General features: G+C 41.2%; 20 protein-coding genes. All 20 read left to right on the plus strand.

Features of this window, described 5'->3' with window-relative positions:
* The first annotated feature begins 323 nt into the window (after positions 1-323).
* The 20 genes from KH286_RS03740 to KH286_RS03835 all read left to right on the plus strand — a co-directional run bounded on the left by KH286_RS03740 (position 324) and on the right by KH286_RS03835 (position 21126).
* A complete protein-coding gene (locus tag KH286_RS03740; protein WP_278617620.1) occupies positions 324-1070 on the plus strand; it encodes a hypothetical protein in 747 nt (248 codons plus the stop codon).
* Between the two features lie 225 nt (positions 1071-1295).
* Positions 1296-1502, plus strand: a complete 207-nt coding sequence (locus KH286_RS03745) for a DUF1659 domain-containing protein (RefSeq protein ID WP_009352393.1) — start codon at positions 1296-1298, stop codon at positions 1500-1502.
* Between the two features lie 221 nt (positions 1503-1723).
* Complete coding sequence (locus tag KH286_RS03750; protein ID WP_021148713.1) at positions 1724-1945, plus strand: DUF2922 domain-containing protein; 222 nt, start codon at positions 1724-1726, stop codon at positions 1943-1945.
* Positions 1946-2258: 313 nt separating this feature from the next.
* Positions 2259-2870, plus strand: coding sequence for a MotA/TolQ/ExbB proton channel family protein (locus KH286_RS03755; protein ID WP_008602145.1), 612 nt, complete (start codon positions 2259-2261; stop codon positions 2868-2870).
* Complete coding sequence (locus KH286_RS03760) at positions 2867-3271, plus strand: ExbD/TolR family protein (RefSeq protein ID WP_227037265.1); 405 nt, start codon at positions 2867-2869, stop codon at positions 3269-3271. Before KH286_RS03755 ends, KH286_RS03760 begins: the two co-directional genes overlap by 4 nt.
* 8 nt (positions 3272-3279) lie before the next feature.
* Positions 3280-4083, plus strand: a complete 804-nt coding sequence (locus KH286_RS03765) for a cell envelope integrity protein TolA (RefSeq protein WP_008714762.1) — start codon at positions 3280-3282, stop codon at positions 4081-4083.
* Positions 4084-4249: 166 nt separating this feature from the next.
* On the plus strand, positions 4250-6313 hold the full coding sequence (locus KH286_RS03770) for a TonB-dependent receptor plug domain-containing protein (protein ID WP_227037266.1): 2064 nt from the start codon (positions 4250-4252) through the stop codon (positions 6311-6313).
* A gap of 123 nt (positions 6314-6436) precedes the next feature.
* A complete protein-coding gene (locus KH286_RS03775; RefSeq protein WP_278617621.1) occupies positions 6437-7420 on the plus strand; it encodes an ABC transporter substrate-binding protein in 984 nt (327 codons plus the stop codon).
* The gene (locus KH286_RS03780; protein WP_105087221.1) at positions 7404-8405 is read left to right on the plus strand and encodes a FecCD family ABC transporter permease; all 1002 of its coding nucleotides are present in this window, start codon (positions 7404-7406) and stop codon (positions 8403-8405) included. The genes KH286_RS03775 and KH286_RS03780 overlap by 17 nt, the downstream gene beginning before the upstream one ends.
* The gene (locus KH286_RS03785) at positions 8402-9190 is read left to right on the plus strand and encodes an ABC transporter ATP-binding protein (protein ID WP_278617622.1); all 789 of its coding nucleotides are present in this window, start codon (positions 8402-8404) and stop codon (positions 9188-9190) included. Before KH286_RS03780 ends, KH286_RS03785 begins: the two co-directional genes overlap by 4 nt.
* Positions 9191-9441: 251 nt before the next feature.
* Positions 9442-10029 (plus strand): DedA family protein, encoded by a 588-nt coding sequence (locus tag KH286_RS03790; protein WP_008602158.1) that lies wholly within the window; start codon positions 9442-9444, stop codon positions 10027-10029.
* Between the two features lie 10 nt (positions 10030-10039).
* Positions 10040-11671, plus strand: coding sequence for an ArnT family glycosyltransferase (locus KH286_RS03795; RefSeq protein ID WP_058948257.1), 1632 nt, complete (start codon positions 10040-10042; stop codon positions 11669-11671).
* 437 nt (positions 11672-12108) lie between these two features.
* Positions 12109-13062, plus strand: coding sequence for an ABC transporter substrate-binding protein (locus tag KH286_RS03800; RefSeq protein ID WP_278617623.1), 954 nt, complete (start codon positions 12109-12111; stop codon positions 13060-13062).
* A gap of 10 nt (positions 13063-13072) precedes the next feature.
* On the plus strand, positions 13073-13825 hold the full coding sequence (locus KH286_RS03805; protein ID WP_038125664.1) for an ABC transporter permease: 753 nt from the start codon (positions 13073-13075) through the stop codon (positions 13823-13825).
* A gap of 11 nt (positions 13826-13836) precedes the next feature.
* On the plus strand, positions 13837-14610 hold the full coding sequence (locus tag KH286_RS03810) for an ABC transporter ATP-binding protein (protein WP_004698211.1): 774 nt from the start codon (positions 13837-13839) through the stop codon (positions 14608-14610).
* A gap of 265 nt (positions 14611-14875) precedes the next feature.
* A complete protein-coding gene (locus KH286_RS03815) occupies positions 14876-15673 on the plus strand; it encodes a uracil-DNA glycosylase (protein WP_278617624.1) in 798 nt (265 codons plus the stop codon).
* Positions 15674-15724: 51 nt separating this feature from the next.
* Positions 15725-16801 (plus strand): DUF805 domain-containing protein, encoded by a 1077-nt coding sequence (locus tag KH286_RS03820; protein ID WP_278617625.1) that lies wholly within the window; start codon positions 15725-15727, stop codon positions 16799-16801.
* Positions 16802-17196: 395 nt separating this feature from the next.
* Positions 17197-19359, plus strand: a complete 2163-nt coding sequence (locus KH286_RS03825) for a ribonuclease J (RefSeq protein ID WP_316581570.1) — start codon at positions 17197-17199, stop codon at positions 19357-19359.
* A 160-nt stretch (positions 19360-19519) separates the two neighbouring features.
* Positions 19520-20635, plus strand: coding sequence for an ImmA/IrrE family metallo-endopeptidase (locus KH286_RS03830; RefSeq protein ID WP_156697312.1), 1116 nt, complete (start codon positions 19520-19522; stop codon positions 20633-20635).
* An 11-nt stretch (positions 20636-20646) separates the two neighbouring features.
* Positions 20647-21126 (plus strand): DUF4411 family protein, encoded by a 480-nt coding sequence (locus tag KH286_RS03835; RefSeq protein WP_101928550.1) that lies wholly within the window; start codon positions 20647-20649, stop codon positions 21124-21126.
* Positions 21127-21272: the final 146 nt, after the last annotated feature.

The raw sequence follows: 21272 nt of genomic DNA on the forward strand, positions 1-21272 counted from the left end.
ATAGTAATAGGTTTGGATTTAATTGTACTGAATTATAAATCGTGAAATATATATAAATCGATAAATGTAAAATAAATACAGTAAAATACTAACTTTATAAATAAATTTGATTTTGATATCGATTGATAATTGTAGTATAATAAGTACACAAATTGTATACACTTATATGAGTAATAGCTAATATGTTGTAATTCATAAATTATTATAATGCTATATATACTAGATTATACAATATAAATTTGGGAGATATTATATTGGACATGCTAGTCATTATGCTTTGAGAGGGCGTTTAGCATTATAGAGTGTATATACGGGGGGAAATAATGAATGATATGCTATTAGAATATATCGATCGAATGATTGATCAAGAGACAGAACATCGTGTTTTTTCTGTGGATTTTAACAACAAACAGTACTTTGTAAAACAGGATATAAGTAACCATCGCTCTAGTTGGATTAAGCCCGCACCTAGAGCTTCTTTTGATTATGAGTTTTACAAGATTTCTTTTGTGAATACGCAATTGCCAGTAGCTCCTGTTATTGCTGGTTTTAGAGAACATTATGTTGTTACAGAAGCTTGTGGTAAAACGTTAACATATTATAGCCAATTGCCTGCTCAACATCCAGAGGATGATAGTTTGCAGGATATGTTAAGTCATATTTTTTATATGTTTGGCAAGACATTAGGTCAGTTGCATGATTATGGCTTGAGTCATGGCCGTCCTGCTATGCGCGACATTACCTATGAGCCTGAACTAGATAAGATCACATTGCTCGATTGGGAGAATAGCCGTCGTTGGCCTGAGTTAACACCGCAAGGCTGGGATTTACTCGTCTTCGTTCACAGCTTCCTTCGGGAGGATAATTTATCCATTTCGTATCTATATGCTATGATGAATGGCTATAGTTCAGCTTGTACAGCCCGTGAGACAGTGCTACATATAAAAGAAATTTTACGTAAACATGAGTATCTTTTTAAATTCTGTCGTATGTTAAATCCTCTACATTTTGTGGACACAGAAGCTGCTGTTAAAGCATATGACTTTATATTGGCGTTGAAAACCGAATAATATGTATTTGAATAGTACTCGTAATAAGAGCACTTTATAGACCTTTACTGGTGGTATCTAGAATATTAATCTTCTAGATATCATTAGGTAGAGGTCTTTTTCTATTTCAATTTATAGTATTACAGTCAGAGTTCAGCTACTTTCACCATAAGTACCTTAAATAACGGCAAGGGGGTTGTCGAACAAGGCCCTCAGGAATATAAGAGGGTGAAAGGAGGTGATACGATGGCTAACATTAAACGCACTAAATTGGTGTTGCGTTTTAACATCGGTACCGAAGATGCGCCGAAGTACAAAGACGTAACTTATACTCGTGTTGCAGAAGAAGCGTCTGACGATAATGTGAAAACCGTTGGTAATGCGCTGGCAGCCTTGTATGACCACAGCTTGTCCGACGTGGTCCGCGTCAATGAAGTATCCTTAGGGCATTAAGGGTAGAGTTTCTACTCATTCTTGTTTTAGGTGCTCCAAACACATTTTATTGCTAGATTCGTACATTCTCAGATAGTCGTAAAGAGGTGTAGAAATAGCAAGTCCACACATTCCCATCCTTATTGATATGAATCGAAGATACGTATACTTGTAATCTAACATGTTTACAGCCTATCTAGATTCGATGAACTTGTTTATGAAACGTGAAAGGAGGCGCCCACATGGCGGAAAAACGCGTTGTATATCTTACATTTTCTACGGTCGGTGGTAAAAGCACATCAGTCACAATTAGTGCTCCTCGTGCTGGAATTACTTTACAAGATGCTAAAACAGCGGCTAATGCGTTAGTGGCTAATAAAGTAATTCTTGGTTCTGGTGATGCAGAATTAGCAGCATTTACTACAGCTCGTGAAGTAAAGACACAAACTACTGAATTGCAATAGTACTGCTTCTATGCTGTAGTCTAGAAAGGTACAAATATAATCTAAAGGTAGTATAAAAGCGATCATGGAGAAATCCTGGTCGCTTTTTTTGCGCATTAATTGAGATATAAATTCAAAATTATTTCAGATTCATAGATTATAATATTCTCTAAAGTGCTTGTTATACATATAAGATTGGAAAATGTAGTATGATGTGATAGACTTATTAAGTGATTTTATTTATCAATTTATAATAGGATAGTCTATTTATAATCAGTTTGTTAGTGTAGGAAATTAGTATATAGAATTAAGCTACTTATAAAGGAGGTTTACGATGAAAGAGGCGTGGGAATTATTCTTACATGGTGGATTTGTTATGTGGCCGCTACTAGTGGCACTTATCATAACCGTAGCTATAGCGATAGAACGTATAGCTTATTATCGACAATTGAAGCGGGAAATGTTTGCTTTGAATGATGCATTAGAAGAGAGCGAAATAAATTGGCAATCCTTATTAACTAGCTTAGAATCTAAATATACAGCTAATATTTCGTATAATCTGACTCGCGTGCTTGGACAGTGTCATGATCGCAATGTATTGCAATCCAAAATGGAGGATATGGTGGCCCATGTTTATACGCACGCTTCCCGTGGTCTTGATTGGCTCTCTACCATTGTTACGATAGCACCATTATTAGGATTGCTTGGTACTGTAACGGGGATGATCGGTGCCTTTCAGGTGTTCGGTGCTGACGGTGCGGTACCTACTGCTATTACCGGTGGTGTGGGGGAAGCCCTTGTCGCAACTGCTTCTGGTCTTTGCGTGGCTATTGTGGCATTGTGTTTTCATGCCGGATTTACTCATCATGTACGTATGACAATATCTCGTTTAGAAGATTCATTTTCTCGTGTCTTAGATTCTTATGATCGGGGGCATGCTGCATGAAACGAATGAGCCGTATGGAGGGAGAAAAGCCTACTTTGATGGTTATCCCTATGATTGATATCATCTTTTTCTTGCTCGTATTTTTTATGATTAGCACCATATATACGATTCCGCAACAATCCTTGTCTATTATGCTACCAAAAACAAAAACACAACAGTCCGCAGAGTTGCGCCCGGTTTTAATTGATTTTGAAAAATCTGGGCAGCTGATGATTGATGATGGATATGTGACGAAAGAACAGCTTATTAGCTCTGTGAAAGCCAAAATTGGAGAGAATAAAAATCAAAACTTCCTTATTCGTGCTGACAAGGATTTGAGTTATGGCAAGGTTGTGGAATTAATGGATGAGATGAAATTAGCCGGCGCTGCAAGTATTAGTATTGCCACTGTTAATAAATAGGTGATGCTATGGCGAAAAAATATGTAGATGTGTGGAAATATCCACATATGACCTATAAAAAAGCCTTTGTTATTGCTACAGTTATAAGTATTATTACGGTTGGTGTTGCCTTTGTTTCTTTTTCTGATTATATCGAATCTCAAATGACTGGATCGTTACAAATTAATTTTCTAACGGAACAGGAAGCAGAGAAACAAGTAGAGGAAATTAAAGAGCAAATTAAAGAAGAAAAAGCTCATGAGATCCAACACTCAAAAGAATTGGAAAATAATAATGTTCAACTTGATAACGGAGGAGCCGGTCATGGAGGACAAAATGGCAACTCTGCTGTTCCTACAAAAAGTGATGTAAGTCCGTCTAGTCAACAAGCGAGTGCTGGTGAAATAGGAACGGTTAAACAATCTTCTGTTGGTAGCAATACGGGGAGTGGACTTGTCGGAGCTGAAGGTTCTGGGATCGGGTATGCATCAACAGGTAGCGGAGAAGGGCTTAGCGATCGTGAAGGTACCGGAGGTACTGAAGTTGATGTCGGTGGTGGCGGCACATTCAGTTATGATGGGTATTGGAGTAATTTACAAAGTGCAATTAATAGTAATTACCCTACAGATGCATACACTATGGGAATTCAAGGTGATGTAACACTAAGAATTTATTTTGCCCCAGGTGGCAGTGTTGCCAGTGTGGAAGTTCTTAACTCTGATGACCCTATGTTATCAGAACATGCTAGGGAATATGCTTATAGTGTGGGTGGCGCTGAAAATTCTACAGGTACACAGCAATATGCAGATATCACAATTCACTATAATTTATAAGTATAATGAAAAACTAGTATCTTTATAGATACTAGTTTTTTTATATGTATATATATTACTTTGATAACATAAAATAATATTGATAGTTATTCTTAATGAATATATAATTGAGATTAGATATCGTTTTATGCTATTAGAGCCCTAATATATTTTCTGGAGGTGTGTGATGAAAAAATCATGGGCAGCACTATTGTGTGTTGTGTATCTAACATCTGCTGCAGGTGTGGTAGGTGCAGAAAATAATAGTTCTACAAGTGTAGTTAGTATGAATGAATCTCAAAATAATGCGAGTGATGAGCAGTCGAGACGCATGAAAGATATTACGGTTACTGCTACTCGTACGGAGGCTTTAGTTCGGGATGTGCCAATTGCGACAACGATTATTTCACAAGAAGAAATTAAAGATCGTCAATATCGTAATTTAGAGCAAGCCTTACAAAGTGTGCCAGGCGTTGCTTTCAGCACTGATGCCCACGGTGGACAAAATATTACAATGCGTGGTGCCGAATCTCGTCATACATTAATTCTTATTGATGGACGACGTGTTACTGGAGAGTTGACGAAAACGAGAGCTAATGCCATGGGTTGGCTTCGTCAAGGCATGGATAATGTGGAGCGCATCGAAATAACGCGTGGTCCGTCGAGTGCCCTTTATGGTTCCGAAGCGAACGGTGGGGTTATTAATATTATTACAAAACAATCCAGAAAGCCAAGTGTAGAGGTTAATACTGAAATTTCCCGGCGTGATGCATCGAGTGCAACAGGATATAACTTCAATGTATTGGCTCGTAGTGGACAACAAGGAAAGTGGAACGGATCGATTGGTGCCGGTATTCGCAGGAATATAGCGGGAAATAATGACTCTGGATCGGATAATAACTATCATGGTGACCGAATACCGCTTCATTTTGACGTATCTTATCAAGCGGGAAAAAGGGATAAATTTTCCTTCTTTATAGATCGAGAAACTGAAGATTTGGACATGAATACGAAAAAGGGTAGCGCATTGACTCAATCGGTTGATAAAAATACGACTACTACAAGCACAGGTCTTCGTTGGAATGGCCGTCGCGGCCGGTCATCGCTTATGGTGCAGTCTTACTACAATCATTACAAAGACACTTATGATCAATATAAGCGCACGGGTGGCATAAAAAAACTATCCATTTGGGATGAATATTATAATAAAGAATGGATTACAGAGGCACAGGTTAACACGGCAATTGATAAGAAGAATCTCTTGACGTATGGCGTTCAATTCCGCCGTCAAGAAGCGATTAGTACACGTATTAATAATGGCTCCATAGCATGGTCAAGAACTCGAGAAGGCATTACAGATACCGCGGGTAAGGCAACCATTAATTACGGTAGTTACTTTGTGCAACATCAATGGAAACCTAGTCGTAAATGGGTAATTATTCCTGCTGTTCGCTATGATACGTCAAATGCATTTGATAGCCATTGGTCGCCTAAGATTGGTGTTACCTATAAAGCAAATGATAGTCTTCGCTTTAAAATGAACTATGGTGCAGGCTACTCCACACCTGGTATGACGGAAATGTATCATCATTGGCTTATGGCATCTAATGTGCCAAGAGGGCGATTAGGGGCTTTCGATATATATTTGCAAGGTAATCCTAATTTGAAACCTGAAAGCTCATATAACTTTGATTTCTCCGTAGAAAAAGATTGGAAACGGACAAATGTTAAGGCGTCCTATTTCCACAATGTTATTAAAAATTATATTGAAAGCGGTGCTAATCGTATTGATATGGCAAATCGCCGAATTTATGTTTCGTATTCCAATTTACCTCGTGCTGTATTGCAAGGTGTGGAATTATCTGTAAATCATAGACTCAATGATAAATGGGATGTATTCGGCAACTATACATATTTGGATGCGAAAAATGACGTAACCCACGACCGTCTGTTAAACCGTGGTCGCCATGTATTCAGTGGTGGTGTTAATTATCATCAAGGTCGTTGGACTGGTGCGTTCTGGGGTAATTATTATATTAACTACCTTGATGGCATCGATGCTATCGTTGTTAACCCACGTCTCAGCATTCCGAAGAAGAAAAATATTCAAACTTGGAATATTATGGTGACTCGTCAGTTGAATGATAATGCATCCATGTATGTAGGGGTTGAAAATATATTTGGCGAAAAACAAGACTTACGGGATATTCATGGCGCTACATATCGCATGGGCCTTAATCTGCGTATGTAATAGTGAGATATTAATGTATGTATGAAATGCTGAGGCTTTAATGCATGTATTTCATACATAATATAGTGGCATTAATTTGAAATTATAATCTATGAGGTTTAGCTTGCATAAGTAATCTGTGAGGTGATCATTATCAGTAAGCCATTATTATGTTTATTGGGTATTGTTGCCATTGTGGGGGCTTTCACTACGGGTATAAGTTTTGAAGGCAAGCGAGAGGTATTCAGTGAGGCAGGTGCTATTCAGATTGAAGATGATACGAAGCAAATTGTGTCGTTGCCGAGTGTGGCAAGTCGAGTAGTATCTATTTCTTCGGCAGATAGCGAATTACTCATCGCTTTAGGTGTTAGCCCGGTAGGCGTAGTAAATTCAAGGGAGTTACCGGCAGAGGTGCAGGCTAAAATTGCACAGTATCCGAATATGAATAGTGCTGTATCTCCAAGTATTGAACGAATTATTATGTCCGACCCAAATCTCGTTATCGGCATTGCCATGCCGTTTCAAACGGCGTTGCGCAAAGCATTTAATGCGAATCATATTCCTAGCTTTTACCATCTATCCTCCAATTATGATGACATCATGGACCATATTCGACATGTGGGCGTTATGACTGGTCATGATAGGGAGGCGGCTGCATTGGTCCAGAAATATAATGATATCCTAACAGAAATCATACAACGGCATAAAGATGAGTCTGCGCCGCGTGTTCTCATCGTTTTTGGGACGCCTACGAGTTATCAACTAGCCTCCAGTAAAACATATGTGGGAGATATTTTCCAAAGATTAGGAGCAAAAAATGTGGCTGATGTATATTTGCCACAAGATGTATCGGAGAATGCTTTGGATGGATATATTCCGCTTAATCTGGAGACGATGGCCGTTCTTGATTGTGACAAGGTTATCTTGATTAATCATGGCAGTAGCGGTGAGAAAGATATAACAGCTTTTAAAAAGGCTTTTAAAACGCCGGCATGGCAGAATGTACCTGCTATTGCTAATGGGAATATAGAGGTCTTGCCGGGTCCGTTGTTTGCGTCGGTGCCGACCGCCCGAATGGATCAAGTGTTATTATATGCGGAAAAGGTGTTATATGGACAATCTCATTAATGTGCAGGAACGTCGTGGCTTACGCGTTTTTGTGGCTGCGCTGATTCTGTTAATAGCAGGTGTGTTACTGAGTATGAAATTGGGCGCCGTTCCATTAACTTGGAGCGAATTATACCAAATCATAACGGGTGGCGATACATCAAAAATTGGTCAAATTATCATGACTATACGCTTACCACGTGTTGTAGTGGGATTTTTAGCGGGCATGAATCTTGCCTTAGCCGGTGTGATTTTACAAGGTATCTTGCGAAATCCTTTGGCGGATCCCGGAATTATCGGCATTACCTCTGGCGGTGCTTTGGCGGCTATGATCATCATGATTCTCATGCCTACTTACGTTATGCTTGTTCCTATTGGTGCTTTTGTTGGTGCGTTAGTGGCATCGTTTTTGGTTTATGGGATTTCTTGGCAAGGTGGGCTCAATCCGTTGCGCCTTATCTTGGCCGGTGTGGCAGTAGCTGCTTTTTTCGGCGGATTTAATACGATTCTATCTGTGTTTTATCCGGATCGTGTTCAAGGAACGGTGAGCTGGATGGCAGGTGGTTTTGTAGGGCGCAGCTGGGATGATGTAATGATGATCTGGCCTTATACGGCTATAGGAATTATTGGATCTATGATATCTATCAGATGGCTTACATTGCTTAGTTTAGGCGATGATACGGCGCGCACTTTAGGTGTGCATGTTGAAAGATGTCGATTGTCCTTACTCGTATTAGCTTCTTTATTAGCCGCATCAGCGGTGAGCGTGTCGGGAATGTTGGGTTTTGTAGGTCTTATTGTGCCTCATGTGGCGCGTCTCATTGTAGGTGTGGATTATCGTTATTTGATTCCTACGTCTATGGTTTTTGGTGGCATATTAATTGTTTATGCCGATACTTTGGCGCGCATGATGATTGCGCCAGGTGAAATCCCTGTAGGCGTACTGATGAGCTTTTTGGGTGCTCCATTCTTCTTGTATCTATTGAAAGGGGTGGGGCGAAGATGAGTGTGTTAACAGTCGATAATATAACGGTAGGTTATGGAAAACGATTGATACTGGAAAATCAATCCATCGTCTTTGATAAACCGGAAATAATATCTATTATCGGTCCGAATGGTTCGGGAAAATCAACGTTTTTGAAAGCTTTGGCCCGACTTATTAAGCTAAAACAAGGCACCATATCGCTGGATGAAAAACCTTTACATTCGTGGAATACGAAGGAATTAGCGCGTCATATAGCTTTGTTACCGCAAATTACGACAGCTCCTGAAGGAATGTTAGTTGAGCAGTTGGTTCGATCCGGACGAAATCCGTATGTATCGATTTTTAAGGAACTATCTGATGCGGATTTAGCTGCTGTGGAGCAGGCGATGAAATGCACAGATGTATGGAAATATCGGTATCGGCAAATAGGGGAACTATCCGGCGGTGAACGGCAGCGCGTATGGCTTTCATTAAGTTTGGCGCAAGAACCGAATATTTTACTCCTCGATGAACCGACTACCTATCTCGATAGTCGCCATCAAATTGAGTTGATGGAGCTAGTTAAACGCACACAGCGGGAACGAAATATTATGGTCGTTATGGTGCTCCATGATTTGAATCTAGCTTTGCGCTATAGTGACCGCATTATTGCTATTAAAGAGGGAGCTATTGTAGGTGATGGAACTCCGCATATGATGATGACCCCAGAGAATTTAGCAGAGTGGTTCGGTATTAAAGCGGATATTTTACAAAGCCCTCGCAGTGAAGAAACATGTCCTATATGTGTACCATATGGTCTTGCTTAAACAGAGAAGATTAGGTATCGTATAGCCAGTTAATTGTTAGCTGTTTTTATTGAGATGTACACAATAGCAAAAAAGCTATTGCGAAAATTGCATACTGTTTATACCTTAAAGAGGCCCCACCTGTGGTGAGGGTCTCTTTATTATGGTAAAATATATGGTGTACCAAATGGTTGGGTGAAATTTTCACGAAATGATGTACCAGAATAAGTACATTATAGAACCCGGATGGGGATTTTTAATGAGGTAAAATAGTGGAATATATTATTTCGTTTATGGAAACATATGGCTATACGGCCATGTTTATTGCAATGGTTCTAGAAAATGCTAACGTGCCTATTCCAAGTGAAATCGTACTTGGTTTTGCGGGGTATTTGATAGCTCAAGGCATATTTGATATGCATACAACAATGGTGGTAGGTATCTTAGCAGGTATTGTTGGTTCTATAGTATCCTACTGGATGGGTGAGCATGGTGGGCGCCCTTTATTATTGAAATATGGTAAATATATATTCTTTAATGAACATAAATTTGAACTGGCAGAAAAGATGTTTAATAAATATGGCGGTGTAGCTGTATTTTTTGGTCGACTTTTACCTGGTGTTCGTACCTTTATCTCCTTCCCTGCAGGAATGGCACGCTATCCCATGTGGCATTTCATCATCTGGACGGTACTCGGTACGATTCCTTGGACGATTTTGCTCGTTTACTTAGGCAAGGTACTTGGTGAAAATTGGCAAGACCTTATCGAGTACAATCATGAGTTCTTGATTGTTATGATCGTTGTATTTGTCATTATAGCTGTAGTACTGGGCTTTAGATACTATCGGAATCGTCGATAAGGAGGCCCTTATGAAACTCTCTCGATTAACACCAGTCGTATTTATTGTGTGGCTAGTGTTTTATATGTTTGGCAATAATATGTTGCCTGTTACAGATCCCGTTGAATCTAATTATGCGTTAACAGCAAAGGAAATGGTTCTTTCAGGTGATTGGCTATCTCCGCAGATTTATGGTACTTATTGGTACGATAAACCAATTATGATTTATTGGCTCATTGCTCTTGGCTTTAAAATCTTTGGAATTGCTGATTGGGTGGTGCGCCTACCGAGTGCTATTTTTGGTGCTTTGTCGGTGGCGACTATGTATCAATCTACGCGTACCATGAGCGGTAAGTGGGCACTTGGTCTCATTGGGGCATCCGTTCTAGGCACATCTCTTATGTTCTGGACCGTAGCACATGGCGTTATTACGGATATGGTGCTCCTCTATACGACATTGATGGTCATGATTTACTCCTACAAGGGACTGGTGGAACAGAAACCGTATGCCATGATTGTGGCCTATGTATTCGCCGCGTTAGGCGTACTCACTAAAGGTCCGGTAGCCATTGTGTTGCCTGGTATGATTCTGCTTGTTTTTGCAGGTATTAATCGTTCTTGGTCTATGGTGAAAGCCATCTTCGATTGGCGTGGCATTTTAGCTTTTTGTGTAGTTTGTTTGCCGTGGTATGTATACATGTACAGTGTTCATGGTCAAGACTTTATCAATGGCTTCTTAGGGCTTCACAATGTGACTCGCGCTACTCAATCGGAACATCCAGAAGATAATGTGTGGTGGTATTATCTTGCTATCTTCCTTGGCGCATCCATGCCGTGGACGGGTGCTGTTATTTACGGTATAATCGATGGTTTTAAACAACGCCACACAGGTTTTATCTATAATATGACTTGGGGTGTTGGAATTGTGCTATTCTACACCTTAATGGCTACCAAATATCCACTATATACCTTTGTTAGCTTAGTCCCATTTAGCGCTATCGGTGCTTTGGGTGTTATGAAGCTTATTCGCAAAGGCAAATCTAGAGCCTTAAAATGGATTATTATGGGGCCGACGTTGCTTCTATGGATTGCTTATGTAGCAGGTTCTTTCTTCGCACCATGGGGTTTTTATTGTTTGCTCTATGTCGTGGTTGCTATGGCAATATTGGCTATGTTCTATACATGGTATACGAAACGAGGATATCGTTTAGTTACAATTATTGTCCTTGGTACGATGGTTATATCTTCTATAGTTGTTATGGAAGGTTTAGAGCCATTCGTTAAGCAACGTAGTAATATTGATGTTGTTCCAGTAGTGGATTCCTATGAAGGGGATGTCTATTACTATAACGGCTATAGTACGGCTGTTGTGTATTATACGGGCCATAAGGTTATCAAGATTAATGGTGATGAAAGCCGCTGGGATGATCGAGATAAATTAAAAAAACGTAGCGCTGAATGGCAGAAGAAATATCTTATGGAACAAGTAAGTGAAGAGGAATTTAACAAGATTATCGAATCTGGTAAGCCACTTATGTTAATCGTTCCTAAAGGGGAAATTAAGCATTTCCGTCAGTCCTCCATTTATCCACATGTATCTGAGTCTAGTGAAGCAGGTACATCTGAAGTTTACGTACTAAATAAAAAGACTCTATTCAAATAATTGTGAAAACTTAATAAACATTAAAAACAGGTAGTATCCAATAGATGCTACCTGTTTTTTGTTAATTAGCGCCTTACCACTTTTTGTTAATTAGTTGTTTGCTGTTTTTGGTTAATTAAAATCTTGCAGCTTTATGTTATCTGAACGTTTACTGGTGTTGATCCTCTACATACTATCTATTTATTTGCCTTTTATATTAAAATGCTTATTTAAATGAATAGGCTCTTGTCTATATTGACATTTTTCGTACATAAATAATAATACCTACAATATTAATATGATTTATTGACATAATTAATACATATTGTTATAGTAGGTTATATTAAGTTTAGAAGACGAGGTGTTCTAAAGCCTGATTTCATCTAAGGTTTAGAAAAATGCGGAAATTGATATGAGTCATAAACGCCCCTTGTTGTGAGGTAGAAAGAGGGGACATTATGAAGAAAATTTGGTATCTAATCATTGCTGTTGTGCTTCTCGTTATCGGAGGTGCGGCGTATGCATATTATCAGCATACGGTACCGAAGTCAGCACAGGAGCTGAAGACCGTGCGCGTTGCGTATTTACCGATTACTCATGCGCTGCCGGTATTTGCTACGAAGGAATTGGAGACAGCAGATGGTCCTGTCCATGTAGAGCTTGTTAAATACGGTTCCTGGCCGGAACTCATGGATGCGCTCAACACCGGTAAAGTAGACGCTGCAGCCGTTCTCGTTGAGCTCGGCGTAAAGGCTCGTGAACAGGGCATAGATGTGCGCGCGGCGGCATTAGGTCATACGGAAGGCAACATTATCGTTGTAAATAACGATATTAACTCTGTACAGGATTTGAAAGGTAAATCCTTTGCTATCCCTCATAAGCAATCAACTCAAAAAATCCTCGTAGACCTCATGCTTGAACGGGCAGGTCTTAGCGAGAAGGACGTACAGATAGTGGAGATGAGCCCTCCTGAAATGCCGTCCGCATTGTCGGTCGGTCAAATCGCTGGCTATAGCGTGGCGGAGCCATTTGGTTCTCTTGCTATAGAAATGGGAGCTGGGAAGGTCTTTGAAGACCCTGATCACTTATGGCATGACAATATCTGTTGCGCCCTCGTGTTCAACGGTCAATTCGTCGATGAACACCACGATTTGGCGAAGGCTTTCACAAAAGCTTATCTCGATGCAGGTACATATTTAGACGAGCATCCGGAGGCGCAAAAGGAGATTGCCTTGAAATATATGAAATTTAAGGATCCTGTTATCGAGCGTTCCTTGCAAGTAATTGGGTTTGGAGATTTGGCCCTCACCGAGGATCGTTATAAGGCGCTCGTGCATCACATGACCCATGTCGATTTGATTAAAAAGGTGCCGAGTTATTCAGAGTTTGTAGATACATCGCTATTGCCATAGGGGGTAGACCATGAAGAAATACACATATGTGCCGGGGGCGTTCATCGCGGTCTGGCTGATTTGGGAGCTAGTTGTTCGCATCGGCGGATTTAACGAGGCCTTGTTGCCAACGCCGTACAAGGTGCTGCTCGGGTTCGGAGAACTTATCGGGGACGGCGTATTGTTCAAGGATATTGCGGATAGTTTGGTGCGCTTTTTCATCGGCTATATCATTTCCGTCGTAGCCGGTGTGTTCTTAGGCCTTATTTTAGGCTGGTATAAGGGCATTTGGAACTATATTAATCCTATCGTTCAGGTGATTCGTCCTATTTCGCCAGTAGCATGGTTGCCGTTTATCGTTCTGTTCTTCGGTATCGGTCAAGCGCCTGCCATTGTTATCATCTTTATTGCGGCGTTTTTCCCGGTTCTATTGTCCACGGTGTCGGCGATTCAAAATATCGATCCCGTATACATCAAGGTGGCTCGAAATTTTGGTATCAAGCAGCCGGAATTGTTATTTAAAATTGTATTGCCCGCCGTGTTTCCCGGCATCGCATCGGGACTTCACATCGCGCTCGGTACGGCGTGGATTTTCCTGGTGACGGGGGAAATGGTAGGCTCTCAGACGGGTCTTGGATTCCTCATCATCGATATGCGGAACAATTTGCGTAACGATCTTCTGATGGTGGCGATTTTGACGATTGGCTTTGTAGGACTTTTGCTCGATTGGGGCGTGTCCCTCATCGAAAAATGGATTTATAGACGTTGGGGCATTGAGAAATAGGAGGTGGACGCATGGGTTACATTTCGGTGCGCAATGCACACAAGGAATTTATGAAAGATGGAGAACCGCTCACCATCCTTGAAAATATTAATCTGGACATTGAACGAGGTGAATTTATTTGCCTTTTAGGTCCTTCCGGGTCCGGTAAAAGCACGCTTTTAAATGCTATGGCCGGCTTTGAGCTCGTTACTTCGGGCTCTATTACCATCGACGGCGCGGAGGTGAAAGCACCTCAACTGCGGTATGTAACGGTCTTTCAAAATTACGGACTGTTGCCGTGGCGAACGGTGGAAAGCAATATTGAACTGGGCCTTGAAAGCAAGAATGTACCTAAGGAAGAGCGACCTGCTATCATCGACAAATACGTGAAAATGGTGGGGCTCGACCATGCGCGCAATCGCTATCCGGCGGAGTTGTCCGGCGGGATGCAGCAACGTGTATCCATTGCGCGGGCGTTGGCGGTCGATCCGGACATTATCTTCATGGATGAGCCACTAGGGGCCCTCGATGCGTTGACACGCATCAATTTACAGGATGAAATCTCCCGTATCTGCCGTGAAGAGGGTAAAACGGTCGTATTCGTTACGCATGATATCGAAGAGGCGGTGGTTCTTGCGGATCGCGTCGTAGTGCTCGCTGCTAATCCGGGACGGGTGCAAACCATTATCCCCGTCAATCTCATCGATAGGACGGACCGGACCTCGGCGTCCTTCGTCAATATTCGAAACCACATATTTGAACAATTCCAACTCGCCAAAGAAGACAAAATCGAGTTTTATATATAAATGTGATGTTGCATGTAGATATATTTGAGTATTAATTTTGCATCAAACTTTCAGAAATAGGTGCTACTATAAATATAGTAACAGCAACATTTTATGTAGTGCGTGATTATCGGATATAGTATCACATATCATGATTGGGCATCGTAATATATGGATTGTATTACTATAGGTTTTAGTGTATAAATACAGTATATAAAAGCTTGATAATCATGATATACAGCATTATTAATTATATGGTTCGGTAGTATAAATTGGGGGAAATCCTATGTCCTTATTTGCACCAGAGGAAGAGAAAACGCTGTCTTTTGATGAATATATGACCTCGTTTGATACGAATCAGATTGCAAAAGTACAGCAGTTTATAGACTGGCTCGGTCAATATAGGGACGAGCTTGTTCATAATCCATGGGGCGAGGTGAATCCTGACCTCGAAATTGTTCGGCCTGATTTTGATGCGGCTCAGGTGCGTCGTAACAATTTGATGGCGTATTTGCTGCCGCGGTTGGGACGCTCCAAGATCTTTGTGGTGGCGGAGGCTGTCGGATATCAAGGTGGGCGCTTTTCGGGCATTGCCATTACCTGTGAGCGCATGTTGCTGGATAAGCATAAAACGATTCGGGCGCATCAGATAACGCCTGTTACATTACAAAGAACCAGCTCTCCTGTGAGCCCTATGCTAAAACGGACCCAACAGGAACAGGGGTTCAACGAGCCTACGGATACGGTAGTATGGAGTGCTATCATCGAACAGGAAATTGATCCGTACGATGCGTTGCTGTGGAATATATTTCCCTTTCACCCTCACAAGGCGGGCGAACCGCTCACTAATCGGACGCCGACCGAGTCGGAGCAGCAGCTGGGGTGGGAATATACGAAAAGACTGTTGGCATTGCACACCGAATTAGGTGGACCGGAGCCGCTCGTGCTCGCTGTCGGTCAAAAATCGGCGGACACGATGGGGCGATTCGGCCTTTCAGCCATCGGTCTTAGACATCCGGCTAACGGTGGGGCTAATTTATACCGTGAAGGTTTTGCTAAAGCTATAGGCCAATTTATACCGTGAAGGTCTTGCTGAAGCTATATAGAGAGAGTTTTGAGATAGAAGGTATTACATATGAAACGATATTGTGAATCCTGCCGTCAGTATTGTGACGAGGCTGCCATGTTCTGTCCGCATTGCGGGCAGTATACGACTGCGGTGGAGGTTGAGAGAATCGCACCGGAAGGGGATATTATCTATCCGCTGGCGCATTATCGGTTGAGTTACAAGGATACATTTCTTTATGTGGTAGGCCGCAAATTTATGAATTCAGATGGCCGCGCGTCTAAAGGGGAATTTTTGCGGTTCTTTTTGTTGTGGCTATTAGTTATCGTTGGAATTCTGGCGCTTGCTTATGGACTTACGGCGGTGCTTCATAGGGGTATTTATTTAATCCTGTTGGCATGGATGTTACTGACAATCATCGGTCTAGTCTCGCTAATTCCGTTGGGGGCTCTATGTATCCGTCGCCTTCATGATACCGGTAAAAGTAGTGAACATCTATTTTTTGTTTTAATACCTTTTATAGGGCCAATAATTCTATTTGTTCTACTGTGTAAGAAAGGCGAACCGAAGGCTAATCAATATGGTGAGGCGTTGAGGAACATCACTATCGACAAACGGTTGGCCTCTATTATGAAAGTATCGCCTACGAGCAGCGCTTTCACTACTCGAATTCTCGTTACATTGCTGGTGAGTGCTATCTGCGTATGCAACGTTTCATCTCGTTATATAGGACTGGAAAATGAACTGGATCCGGGCGGATGGTTTACGAATATCATCGTCGGTCAAGGCAGTGATGAAGTTGCACGGGATGTTGTTCACGGTTATTTTGACGCCGTCAATGAAAAGAACTATGATAAGGCTTTCACCTATGTTACCAATCAGGCTAAGACGAATCCCGTAGAAAAGCAGAAATGGATGGAGTCTATGATGTCGGCGCCGAAGGTGGTTGTCGGGTCCTTAGGCACGAGTCGTATCAGTCGTATAAATGGCATGAAACGCATCATTTACGAAGCGGATCTGCAAGTCACTAAACCCGGAGATGGCGCGGTTGAGGCTGCGCACATGACACGCTACATATCTCTCGTCGAAGAAAATGGCGAATGGCATATTGAAGGGTTTTATAAAAGTATGCCAGATGATAAATAATGAAATGCTTTGGGGCGGTTCAATTTGAGCCGCCCTTTTAAGTAGTAGTAAAATTTTATGTTACTTTTAATGAATCAAGCGTAGAACTCTTTTGTTTATGTTGTTTTTATGTTATAATTAGCACAACGTATGAAAGTGAGGCTTTCATCAAAACAGATCGGACTATATTGCACTGCGTATCGGATTGAGATAAAAACAGAGGTCTCTTGCGGTTGAAGCATCTGATAGTGCACTATACTCATTTGCTGCGGCAAATGGCACACAAACTAGGAACGGCAAAATTTGATAGCGCATTTTTGCGCCCATTTGACGAGACGCTAGTATAATAGCGCCTTTTTCTTTGTGTGACATTTCCTCGTGGCATAGATCAATTCAAGTGATAGGTGAGAAAAACTATGTTAAATAAATTAATGAACAAAATTTTAGGAGGAACTGTGAATACAACAGATAATCAGGTTACTGCGCAAGTGAAAGCAGAACCGACAGTAGCAAAAGACGCTACTCTTACAGCTGCGACTGAAGGCGAGCAAAAACAAACGCGTCGCCGTACAAATACACGCCGCCCTGCTGGCGAAGGTCGTACGCGCCAACAAACAGCTGGTGAAGGTGCAACACGCCAACGCCGGTCTACAAATACTCGTACAAGTGCGAATAGTGGTCGTACTAATACGACTCGCCGTACAAATACACGCCGCAATGCGGAACAAGGTGAAGGTCAAGAACGCAAAACTCGCCAAACTCGTGCACCGCGTGGTGAAAATACACGTAATGCGCGTACTAATAATGGTCGCAATGGCCAAAATGGTCAGAACCGCAATAATAACCGCTCCAATAACCGTTCTACAGGTTGGAATAATCAAGAGGAACAAGTAGAATTAGTCGGTCGCACGCCAAATGGCGCCAACAAGGGCAAATTCCAAATCATCCCACTAGGTGGCCTTGGTGAAATTGGTAAAAATATGACCATATTCCAATACGAGGACGAAATTATCGTTCTTGATTCTGGGCTTGCATTCCCTAGTGAAGATATGCTTGGTGTAGATATCGTTATTCCTGATATGAGCTATATTATCGAGAATAAAGACCGCGTGAAAGCTGTCGTAATTACTCATGGTCACGAAGATCATATCGGTTCTTTGGCGTACCTTATGAAAGAAATTAGTTGCCCAGTATATGCAACAAACCTCGTTTGTGGATTAATCGAAGGCAAGTTTAAAGAACATAAGGTATCTCCAAAATGTCTTCGTACGATTGCTGCCGGCGATGAAGTTCAAATTGGTCAAGTGACTGTTGGTTTCATCCAAACAAATCACTCTATTCCTGACTCTTGCGCTGTATACTTTAATACACCAATCGGAACAATTCTTCATACAGGGGACTTTAAAATTGACCAAACTCCTGTTGATGGCCGTTTGATGGATATGCACAAATTTGCTGAGTTAGGTAACAAAGGCGTATTAGCGCTCTTGTCGGACTCTACAAATGTAGAAAAACCAGGTACTACCGGTTCTGAAAGTTCCGTAGGCCCTGCGATTAAACAAGCTGTTGGAGAAGCAAAAGGCCGCGTTGTTTTGGCGACATTTGCATCTAACGTATCCCGTATTCAACAAGCTATTGATGCGGCGGTTATGTTCAACCGTAAGGTTGTAGTTATGGGCCGTAGCATGGTCAATGTTACAGAAATTGCCCAAGAGCGTGGATACTTGAATATTCCACCAAATACAATCATCGACGTTGATGTAATGCACAACTACACAGATGACCAAATCATGATCTTAACGACTGGTTCTCAAGGTGAACCGATGGCAGGCTTGTCCCGTATGGCAACAAGCAACCATCGCACTGTAGAATTGGCACCGAATGATACTGTTATCATTTCTGCAACACCAATTCCAGGCAACGAAGGTGCTGTAGGTAGAACTATCGATAACTTGCTTCGTTTAGGTTGTAATGTGGTATACGGTAAAGACCGTGGTATTCACGTATCTGGTCATGCGAGCCAAGAAGAGCTTAAAACAATGCTTAACCTTGTTCGTCCGGAATACTTTATCCCAGTTCATGGTGAGTATCGCATGTTGCGCCGTCATGGTGAACTTGGTGTGGCCATGGGCGTAGATCCTAAGAAAGTCCTTATCGGCGATAATGGTCAAATCTTTGAATTCGATAAAGATGGTGGTCGCAAAGGTGGCCGCGTACAAGCTGGCGCTATCTTCGTTGATGGCCTTGGTGTTGGTGACGTAGGTAATATCGTTATCCGTGACCGTCAACAATTGGCACAAGAAGGTATGGTTATCGTCGTTATGGCGATGGACAAAGCTTCCGGTACTATCGTAGCTGGTCCAGACCTCGTATCTCGTGGTTTCGTATATGTTCGTGACGCAGAAGAACTCATGCTTGCTGCGGAGCGCCGTGTAGAACAAGTTCTTGAAGATTGCGAAATGCAACGCATCAAAGACTGGACAACCATTAAGCAAAACGTACGTGACGCATTGGGTAAATTCTTCTATGATAAAACTCGTCGTCGCCCTATGATCTTGCCAATTATTCAAGACGTATAGATATAATTAAGACAAGCAGTTGTTAAAATATTTATTTAACAACTGCTTGTTTTTCATTGGTATATGATTGTAAAATTAATGTAATCAAAGTAGGAATTTTATAATAAGTAGCGAATATTATTTAGTAGAAGAGTAATAAAGGGGAAAGGGAGGTGAGGGTATGTCCGGACGGTTTCCGGTGAGTGGAGCTATTTTAAACTGGTTACCTAAATATAGTGGTAAAGGTTATGAAGCTTTTTATAAGCGGTTTCCAAAGTATGGAGAGTGGATTGCCGGCAGTGTGCATCCGACAATTTGCCAAATACAGGCATTAGCTACTTTTTCCAATGTACCGTTAGGGTATATTTATTTAAAGAATCCTCCACAGTTATCGGATAAAGAGATTACTGATTTTAGAAGACTAAATGGTGAAATCCCTGATAGGCCATATAGTCCTGAGTTAAGAGATACTATTTATGATATGCAGATTCGCCAAGATTGGTTGAGTCAATATCGAAAGCTTAATTTAGGAATAGATGCGTTATCTTATGTAGGGGGTTTTTCTAAACACATGGATAGCAGAAGTCTTGTGCATCAAGCTTATTCGTTATTAAATATAGAGGCTGGTTGGCAAATAGGTATAGCAGATCCGTTTACATATATACGTGAACGCATCGAGGCTATCGGTGTTACTGTATTTGTTAACGGTATTGTGGGCTCTAACACTAGACGTAAATTATCTGTCGATGAGTTTAGAGGGTTTACATTAATTGATTCTTATGCACCTGTTATTTTTATCAATGGAGCTGATTCGAATCATGGGAGGCTGTTTACGATTATTCATGAGTTTTGTCATATATTATTAGGTGAGGAAGGCGTTACTGATAGCTCTTCTGAGCCGTATTGTAACAGCTTTGCAGGTGAATTTCTTGTGCCGGAATCTCGATTTATTCCAGTGTGGAATGAACATTTGGAGGATTATGAGACCGTAGCTAAGCGTTTTAAGGTGAGTGAATATGTTATCTATCGTATAGCATTAGAGCATGGATATATTACTCGAATTCAATATCATAGACTAGTGGAACGTTTTAATCAGCGATTACAAAGCTTACCTGAACGAGAGACAAGAGGTGGTGGGGATTTTTATGTCACTGCTCACGCTCGGTTGGGTGAAAGTTTTAGTCGTACTGTTGTCAAAGCTGCTCGAGCAGGTGAATTGGCGTATCGAGATGCGTATGAGTTGTTAGGCTTACGTGGTAGTACTTTTACAAAATATGTGAATGAGTATAGTTTTTAGGAGAAAAAACTATGTATGTTCTTGATAGTAATACCTTTATAGATGCAAAGAACCGATATTATGGGTTTGATATTGTTCCATCGTTCTGGAATGAGTTGATATCTCGCAGTAGAGGTAATATTTTAACTATTGATCACATTAAAAATGAAATTATGAGCGGTAATGATGAGTTATCTACTTGGTTTAACACTCATTATTTGACATTTACTGAAGCGACAAATGATGATGAGATACAAAATTCATATGTAGATATCGCTGAATATGTGATGTCAAATCAACAATATAAGGATGCAGAAAAACATCGCTTTTTGGCTAAAGCGGATCCTTGGCTTATAGCTTATGCGAGTGTCCGCAGAGGTGTGGTTGTAACCCACGAAACCTTAGCGGGACCAAGCACTACGAAAGTCAAAATACCGGATATATGTGAGCATTTTGATGTTTCATATGTGAATGTATTTGAAATGATGCGTCAATTACATATGGTAATATGAGATGAGGAGCTACTTTAGGTGGCTCCCTATTTTTCGTTATTTATATGTATTGCCAGTACTATAAATAGCACCACTATCGCAATTGTCTACTATATGGGGTATTTGAAGTTACCCTTTTAAACTGTTATAATTAAAAGATACCAATT

It is taken from the genome of Veillonella parvula (assembly GCF_018378075.1).
Taxonomy (GTDB): Bacteria; Bacillota; Negativicutes; order Veillonellales; family Veillonellaceae; genus Veillonella; species Veillonella parvula_K.